This is a genomic window from Pseudomonas sp. PS02290 (genome assembly GCF_029960075.1).
Lineage (GTDB): Bacteria > Pseudomonadota > Gammaproteobacteria > Pseudomonadales > Pseudomonadaceae > Aquipseudomonas.
Window position 1 is genome coordinate 76332 of record NZ_JASCOY010000015.1, and the last position, 7660, is coordinate 83991.

Here is a 7660-nt window from a genome sequence, read left to right on the forward strand (position 1 = left end):
AAACGAGCGCCCATAAAAAACCCAGCACTTGGCTGGGTTTTTTGTGGGCGTTGCTATCAGCCGTTAAACACGTCATCCACGCTTTTCAGCGGGTAGTGCTTTGGATACGGCAGGGTTGCGACACCGCTCTCGATGGCGGCCTTAGCCACGGCATCGGAAACGATAGTCAGCAGGCGCACGTCCAGTGGTTTCGGGATGATGTACTCACGACCGAATTCCAGGGCGATGCCGCCGTAGGCGTCGCAGACTTCCTGGGGCACTGGCAGCTTGGCCAATTCGCGCAAAGCGTTGGCCGCTGCGATTTTCATCTCTTCGTTGATGCGCTTGGCGCGAACGTCGAGTGCGCCACGGAAGATGAACGGGAAGCCCAGCACGTTGTTGACCTGGTTCGGGTAATCCGAACGGCCGGTGGCCATGATCACGTCGCTGCGGGTGGCGTGAGCCAGTTCTGGCGAGATCTCCGGATCCGGGTTCGAGCAGGCGAACACGATCGGGTTGGCCGCCATCGACTTCAGGCCTTCAGCGCTCAGCAGGTTCGGACCGGACAGACCGACGAACACGTCGGCGCCTTCCAGTGCATCGGCCAGCGTGCGCTTTTCGGTGGAGTGAGCGAACTGCGCCTTGTACTGGTTCAGATCGGTACGCCCGTCGTGAACCACGCCGTTGCGGTCGATCATGAAGATGTTTTCGATCTTCGCGCCCATGCTCACCAGCAACTTCATGCAGGAGATGGCCGCAGCGCCAGCGCCCAGGCAGACGATCTTCGCCGCTTCCAGGGTTTTGCCAGCGATTTCCAGCGCGTTGATCATGCCGGCTGCGGTAACGATCGCGGTGCCGTGCTGGTCATCGTGGAAAACAGGGATGTCGCACTGCTCGATCAGCGCCTTTTCGATCTCGAAGCACTCAGGTGCCTTGATGTCTTCCAGGTTGATGCCGCCGAAGGTGATGGAGATGCGTCGCACGGTGTCAATGAAGGCCTGCGGGCTTTCCGAATCGACTTCGATATCGAACACATCGATACCGGCAAAGCGCTTGAACAGCACGCCTTTGCCTTCCATAACCGGCTTGGACGCGAGAGGCCCGAGGTTACCCAGACCCAGAATCGCGGTGCCATCAGAGATGACCGCTACCAGGTTGCCTTTGCCGGTGTACTTGTAGGCAAGTTCCGGATCGCGACCGATTTCGCGGACCGGCTCAGCCACACCCGGGCTGTAGGCCAGCGACAGATCGCGAGCGGTGGCAGTGGCTTTGGTGAGCTCGACGCTGAGTTTCCCCGGACGGGGATGAGCGTGATATTCGAGAGCGGCAGTTTTCAAATCTGACATGGGGGGCATTCCGCTTTTTTGCTGTTGGACAGACGGACCGCCGAGCATACGCAAGTCATAAAGTCCTAACAAGACTGGCGGGTCACCTGTGTCAAGAGGCCGCATCTACGACTTTCAGCGTAGAGCCGCAGAACATAAGGCCTAGAGCGGCAACAATCCTCAGCAAAAATGTCTACAATTTATTTATTAACTGTATCCAACATTGCAGGGTGAGTGATCGACATCATCCAGCGCGGTTGACCTGATTTCAGACCGCCCCGACGCGAACGATCGACCACCCAGCCACGGGCTTCGATTCGCTGCCCCTTCAAGCGCTGCAGCGCGGCAGTGTCGAACTGGCCGAGCAGCTTGGGCGCAATGCGCAGCACCAATGAATCGCCGAATTCGATCCACAGGCCGCCGCCATTGCGCTGCACGCTGGTCACGCGCCCGCTGACCAGCGCGAACCCGCCGGTGCTGATCTGCTCGGCCGGTTGAACCGGCGAATTGCGCCACAGACCCAGGCCGGCCTGTCGAGCTGACTGCTCTGCGGCTTGCTGGCAGCTGACCAGCGCAACGTTCGGGGAAACCGCGACGAGATAGCCAAGGCCCTCGGCAAGCAGTTGCGCCTCAAGGTTGGCGCCATCACGGCCATAGACGTTAGCGAGAGTGCGGCCGTAATGATCGGTCGGCTCTTCACCCACGCGCAGCCTGACCTGCCCATCACTGGCATCGATCAACGCCTGCAAACGACGCTTCGCCACATCTGCAAACGGCTGGGCTGACTGACCCTTTTTGCCGGTTTCCGGCGTATTGAGGCCAATCATGCGAACGCTGCGACCATCGCTCAGGCGCACCGTGTCGCCATCGACCACTCGCTGCACCTGAACCACGGGCAGCGACGGCGGCGCAGGGCACAAGGCCTGGGCCGTCGAAAGCCAAATCGCGGACATAAAAAAGGCGCCCGCGAGGGACGCCTTCTTAAGCAGCCTGGAGAAACGCATCGGCGACTCCAGAACGGCCAACCTTACTCTGCAGCAGCAGGAGCTTTGGTAGGACCGAATGCACCGAAACGCGACTTGAACTTGTCGACACGACCGCCGACGTCCAGAGTTTTTTGCTTGCCGGTGTAGAACGGGTGGCACTCGTTGCACACGTCCAGGCTCAGAGGCTTGGCCAGTGTGGAACGGGTTTTGATGACATTGCCGCAGCTGCAGGTTGCGTCAATGGCTTCGTAAACTGGATGGATATCAGCTTTCATGGGTATTTCCTCAGGCTATCGTGCCGCCACCCAACACTATTGTTGAATACCGCACGGAATTAGGCCGCGCATATTAACAGACAACGCCAATCACGCAAGGGAACGTTCACGCCGGTCGTCTGCTAAGATCGCGCCCTTCGTCATACTCCGTAACAGGATATCCCCCGCGTGCCCGACGCCATCTTGCGCCTCGCCCTGCCCTCGCCGCTGCGCCGCCTGTTCGACTACCTTGCCCCCGCAGGTGTGGCGCGCAGTGCCTTGCAGCCGGGGATGCGCCTGCGCGTGCCATTTGGCCGTCGGGAAATGATCGGCGTGCTGGTGGAAGTCGTCGATCACAGCGACGTGCCGGCCGACAAGCTCAAGCCGGCCATTGCTGTGCTGGATGCCGAACCGCCGTTGCCGCCCGCACTGTTCAAGTTGTGCCTGTGGACGGCCCAGTATTACCAGCACAGCCTGGGCGACACGCTCAGTTGGGCGTTGCCAGTGTTGCTGCGTCAGGGCGAGCCGGCGGAAGCGCGGCAGGAGCGTTTCTGGCACGCGGCGCCGGATGCCAGCGTCGATGACCCGCGCATCGCCCGGGCGCCCAAACAAAAGGAAGCGCTGCGCACCCTGGCCCAGCACCCCCACGGCGTGGCTCACCAGTTGCTGAGCAAGCTGATGCTCAACCGGGACAGCCTGAATCTGCTGCTCGCCAAGGGACTGGTGACCGTCGAGGTGCGCGGTCATGGGCCGGTCGAGCGGCACGAGCACTGGCTGGCGCAGCCGGAACTGCCGCTCAACACTGAGCAGCGGGCCGCCTATGAAGCCATCCGCTCGGGTTTCGGCAGCTTTCATGCCTCACTGCTGGCGGGTGTCACCGGCAGCGGCAAGACCGAGGTGTATCTGCAGCTCATCCGCGAAACGCTGGAAGCGGGCAAGCAGGCGCTGGTGCTGATTCCGGAAATCAACCTGGGTCCGCAGACCCTGGCGCGCTTCGAGCAGCGTTTCAACGCGCGCATCGCGCTGCTGCATTCGGCAGTCAATGATCGCGACCGGCTGGACGCCTGGCTGGCGGCGCGCGATGGCGAAGCCGACATCATCATCGGCACCCGCTCGGCGCTGTTCACCCCGATGAAAAACCCCGGGCTGATCATCATCGACGAGGAGCACGACGGCTCCTATAAACAGCAGGAAGGCCTGCGCTATCACGCCCGGGATCTGGCGCTGGTGAGGGCGCATCAGGAGGACATCCCGATCGTCCTCGGCTCGGCGACGCCTTCGCTGGAAAGTCTGCACAACGCCCACACCGGTCGATACGCGCTCCTGCGTCTGAATCAGCGCGCGGGTGGTGCTCAGCAACCCCGCTTCCTGCGCCTGGATGTCAAAAGCCGCCCCCTCGACAGCGGCATCTCGGGCCCTATGCAGCAAGCCATCGGTCAGACCCTGGCGGCGGGCCAGCAAGTGCTGGTGTTCCTCAACCGACGCGGCTTTGCCCCGACGCTGCTGTGTCACGACTGTGGCTGGCTGTCGGAATGCCCTCGCTGTGACGCTCGCATGACCGTGCACCAGCGCTCGGGCGAGCTGCGTTGTCACCATTGCGGCCATGTCGAACGGGTGCCACGCAATTGCCCGGCGTGCGGCAAGGTCGATCTGCGCCCGGTGGGTGCGGGGACCGAGCGTGCCGAGGAGCGGCTGGCAATTCTGTTCCCCGACTACCCGGTGCTGCGCGTTGATCGGGACAGCACCTCGCGCAAGGACGCGATGAATCAGCTGTTCGCGACCATCCAGAAAGGCCAGCCGTGCATTCTGGTGGGCACGCAAATGCTCGCCAAAGGGCATCACTTCCCGCGCGTGACGCTGGTGTCGATTCTCGATGCCGATGGCGGGCTGTTCTCCGGCGACTTCCGCGCCAGCGAGCGCATGGCGCAATTGATTGTGCAGGTCGCAGGCAGAGCCGGGCGCGCCGAAGAGCCGGGCAAGGTGATCATCCAGACTCACCTGGCCGACCATCCTTTGTTGATTCAACTGACCGAACAGGGCTATTTCGCGTTTGCCGAGCAGGCCTTGAGCGAACGTCGCGCCGCCGGGCTGCCGCCGTTTTCGCACCTGGCGCTGCTGCGCGCCGAAGCGCACAAGCCGGGTCAGGCCGAGGGTTTTCTCGACGAAGCCTGCACCGAAGCCGAGCGCTTGCTGAAAGACATGGCGCTGGGCGGCATTGAGCTGCTGGGCCCGGTTCCGGCACCGATGGAACGACGCGCCGGACGCTATCGCGCTCAGTTGCTGGTCCAGGCCAACGCCCGCGCGCCGCTGCACAAGCTGCTCGCGACCTGGCTGCTGACACTGGAAAACATGCCCAGCGGGCGCCAGGTCAGATGGTCGCTGGACGTGGATCCGGTGGACCTTTATTGATTCGCATCGGTTGACCGCGCATCCAGCGCGGTTGGCAAGGTGGCCCCGGCCACGGATAATGCCCAGTTTTTCCACCCGCGCATCCAGGCGCGGCCGCGCTTGCGGTCGAAAGAGAGCACCATGAAAGACACCATTCGCCAGCTGATTCAACAAGCTCTGAGCCAACTCGTCACCGATGGCGTCTTGCCGGAAGGGCTGACGCCGGCGATTCAGGTGGAGAACGCCAAGGACAAGAAAAACGGCGACTTCGCCAGCAATATCGCCATGATGCTGGCCAAGCCTGCGGGCATGAAGCCGCGTGACCTGGCCGAGAAAATCGTCGCCGCGTTGCCCGCGGACGAGCAGATCACCCAGGTCGACATCGCCGGCCCCGGTTTCCTCAATTTCTTCCAGAACACCCAGGCCCTGGCTTCGCGCCTCGACGAAGCCCTCGCCGACGCGACCCTGTCCGTGCGCAAGAACGGCCCTGTTCAACGCGTTGTGGTCGACCTGTCTGCGCCGAATCTGGCCAAAGAGATGCACGTCGGCCACTTGCGCTCGACCATCATTGGCGACGGCGTGGCCAGCGTCCTTGAGTTTCTTGGCGACACCGTGATCCGTCAGAACCACGTCGGCGATTGGGGCACTCAGTTCGGCATGCTGCTGGCCTATCTGCAGGAAACCCCGGCGACCAGCGATGAGCTGGCTGACCTCGAAAATTTCTATCGCGCCGCCAAGGGCCGTTTCGACGAGTCCGAAGAGTTCGCCGAGCGCGCACGTGGGCTGGTGGTCAAGCTGCAAGCCGGGGACGCCGAGTGCCTGAGCCTGTGGACGCGCTTCAAAGACATCTCCCTGTCCCACTGTCAGGAAGTGTACGAGCGCCTGAACGTCAAACTCACGCCGAAGGACGTCATGGGCGAGAGCGCCTACAACGACGACCTCGCCAATGTCGTCGCCGACCTGAAGAAGGCCGGACTGCTGGTTGAGAGCAACGGCGCGCAGTGTGTGTTTCTTGAAGAATTCAAAACCGCCGAAGGCACGCCGCTGCCGGTGATCGTGCAAAAGGCCGGCGGCGGTTATCTCTATGCCACCACCGACCTCGCCGCCATTCGCTACCGCAGCAACGTGCTGAAAGCCGATCGCGCGCTGTATTTCGTCGATCAGCGTCAGGCGCTGCACTTCCAGCAGGTCTTTGAAGTGGCGCGCCGCGCAGGCTTCGTCACCAACGGCATGCAGATGGAGCACATGGGCTTCGGCACCATGAACGGCGCCGATGGCCGTCCGTTCAAGACCCGCGATGGCGGCACGGTCAAGCTGGTCGACCTGCTCGATGAAGCCGAAGAGCGCGCCTATACGCTGGTCAAAGAGAAAAACCCGGACGTCGCCGAAGACGAGTTGCGCTCGATCGCCAAGGCCGTGGGCATCAGCGCGGTGAAATACGCGGACCTGTCCAAGCATCGCGCCAGCGACTACAGCTTCAACTTCGACCAGATGCTCAGCTTCGAAGGCAACACCGCGCCTTATCTGCTGTACGCCTACACCCGCGTGGCCGGCGTGTTCCGCAAGCTCGAAGAAAAGGGCGAAAGCTTCAACGCGAGCGAGGGCCAAATCATCCTGGACGCCGCCCAGGAGCAAGACCTGGCCGCGCGCCTGGCGCAGTTCGGCGAGACCGTGAACACCGTTGCCGACAAGGGCACACCTCACGTGCTCTGCGCGTATCTGTATGACCTCGCCGGCCTGTTCTCCAGTTTCTACGAGAACTGCCCGATCCTGGCGGCGGAAAACCCTGAACAACAGCAAAGCCGTCTGCGCCTCGCCGCCCTGACCGGTCGCACCCTCAAGCAAGGCCTGCAGTTGCTGGGTCTGGACACTCTGGAGCGTATGTAAGTTGGCCGTTAAAAAGAAACCTGCTCCCAAGCGCGGCGCCAGCCGGTATCAGGCACCCGCCAAGAAGCCGATTCCGGGCTGGGTGTGGATGGCGATCGGCCTGACCGTCGGCGCGTTCGTTGTTTTCCTGATGAAGCTCGAACCCGGCAGCGGCGACGACATCAAGCGCGTCAAGGCTGAAGCCAAGGCCGCGAAGATTGCCGAAGCAAACAAGACGCCGCCCAGCCCGACCGCGCCTGTGAAGCCGAAATACGACTTCTACACGCTGTTGCCTGAGTCGGAAGTCATCGTGCCGAACGAAGCAGTGCCGGAGAAGACGCCACCGGTCGTTGCGCCAAGCACGCCGGTTACGCCTGAAGTGGCCGCGAAGATCGACACCGCTCGCGCCCAGGCGGCGCTCAGCGGTCTGACGCCACCGCCAGCGCCTCCGGTGACCAAGCCGGCGGCGGTGACGACGTTTTTCCTGCAAGCAGGCTCGTTCCGCAAGCAGGCCGACGCCGAGAAGGTGCGCGCGCAGATCATTCTGCTGGGGCAAACGTCGACCGTGGAGTCAGGCACGGTGAAGGATGAAACCTGGTACCGCGTGCTGGTCGGCCCGTTCAGCAACCGCGAACAGCTGACCACAGCGCAGAAGCAGTTGGCAGGTGGCGGTTTCAGCAACCTGCTGCTGCAACAGCGCCAGGCTCGCTAAGGCACTGCCACCCGCCGCAGGGCAAAAAATTGGTCCCGCTCCACGCGGGGGCGATCAGTTGTAGGAGTGAGCTTGCTCGCGATGAAATCGGCACATCCAACATAATGGGTGCCTGACTGACCGCAATCGCGACCAAGCTCACTCCTACAC

6 protein-coding genes are annotated in these 7660 nt (G+C 62.5%); 3 read left to right on the top strand and 3 right to left on the bottom strand.

The window, feature by feature from the left end; translation table 11 throughout:
* Nucleotides 1-56: 56 nt before the first annotated feature.
* The 3 genes from QMX88_RS10025 to rpmE form a co-directional block, all read right to left on the bottom strand.
* Nucleotides 57-1325 (bottom strand): malic enzyme-like NAD(P)-binding protein, encoded by a 1269-nt coding sequence (locus QMX88_RS10025; RefSeq protein ID WP_282368788.1) that lies wholly within the window; start codon nucleotides 1323-1325, stop codon nucleotides 57-59.
* 179 nt (nucleotides 1326-1504) lie between these two features.
* Complete coding sequence (locus QMX88_RS10030) at nucleotides 1505-2308, bottom strand: thermonuclease family protein (protein ID WP_282368790.1); 804 nt, start codon at nucleotides 2306-2308, stop codon at nucleotides 1505-1507.
* A gap of 23 nt (nucleotides 2309-2331) precedes the next feature.
* On the bottom strand, nucleotides 2332-2565 hold the full coding sequence (rpmE, locus tag QMX88_RS10035; RefSeq protein ID WP_065986634.1) for a 50S ribosomal protein L31: 234 nt from the start codon (nucleotides 2563-2565) through the stop codon (nucleotides 2332-2334).
* A gap of 168 nt (nucleotides 2566-2733) precedes the next feature.
* On the opposite strand from rpmE, the gene QMX88_RS10040 reads away from it, so the two are divergent.
* From QMX88_RS10040 to QMX88_RS10050, 3 genes are all read left to right on the top strand, one after another.
* Entirely contained in the window at nucleotides 2734-4953 is a 2220-nt protein-coding gene (locus QMX88_RS10040) for a primosomal protein N' (protein WP_282368797.1), read from the top strand.
* 120 nt (nucleotides 4954-5073) lie between these two features.
* The gene (argS, locus tag QMX88_RS10045) at nucleotides 5074-6819 is read left to right on the top strand and encodes an arginine--tRNA ligase (protein WP_282368799.1); all 1746 of its coding nucleotides are present in this window, start codon (nucleotides 5074-5076) and stop codon (nucleotides 6817-6819) included.
* 1 nt (nucleotide 6820) lies between these two features.
* A complete protein-coding gene (locus QMX88_RS10050; protein ID WP_192171219.1) occupies nucleotides 6821-7510 on the top strand; it encodes an SPOR domain-containing protein in 690 nt (229 codons plus the stop codon).
* Nucleotides 7511-7660 lie beyond the last annotated feature (150 nt).

Bases quoted from the DNA above. Each gene is read 5' to 3' on its own strand.
- QMX88_RS10025 (WP_282368788.1), bottom strand. From the start codon at position 1,325: ATGTCAGATTTGAAAACTGCCGCTCTCGAATATCACGCTCATCCCCGT.
- QMX88_RS10030 (WP_282368790.1), bottom strand. From the start codon at position 2,308: ATGCGTTTCTCCAGGCTGCTTAAGAAGGCGTCCCTCGCGGGCGCCTTT.
- rpmE (WP_065986634.1), bottom strand. From the start codon at position 2,565: ATGAAAGCTGATATCCATCCAGTTTACGAAGCCATTGACGCAACCTGC.
- argS (WP_282368799.1), top strand. From the start codon at position 5,074: ATGAAAGACACCATTCGCCAGCTGATTCAACAAGCTCTGAGCCAACTC.